Annotated in this window: 1 pseudogene; it reads left to right on the forward strand. The window is 42.6% G+C overall.

Annotated features, from left to right (window positions below):
- Positions 1–53: 53 nt before the first annotated feature.
- Positions 54–523, forward strand: a pseudogene (locus AC1DVB_RS27910) (hypothetical protein); the annotation flags it as partial.

A 523-nucleotide genomic window follows, 5' to 3' on the forward strand; every position in this document is an offset into this window, starting at 1 on the left:
AAGTTGATGTTTCGAAAAGGCGCCTCCCTTTACAAAAAAAGGTCGGAATCGGGATGACCAGAGAAGAGTTTGAATTTTTGGCCCAACGGAATGAAATTGGGCATGTAGGTCTTGAGGAGTCTGTAAGGTTAATCGCTTATGGGCTGAATTGGGAACTTTCAAATGTTATCAATACCATTGAACCAACGATTGCAAGCGAAAATATGACCGTTCCGCTAACTGCCTTAAAACGAGGGGATGTTATGGGGCTCCATCAAATTTCCACAGGCAAGACTGTGGACGGAAAGGAAATTTCCTTGGATTTAACGATGTCTGCAGGTATTAAACAGGAAGATGAAATCGTTATTGAGGGGAACGAAACCCAAAGGTTGATTGTTCCAAACGGCATTTTTGGAGATACTGCAACCGCAGCAATGATCATCAATACCGCTAAGCAAATTGATGCCCTCCGTAAACCAGGTTTACTTACAATGGCTGACATCGGGGTGCCAAGAAATATAAATCAATCACACTTTGTGCGTAT

The sequence above is a fragment of the Peribacillus sp. P4_D6 genome (assembly GCF_056401795.1).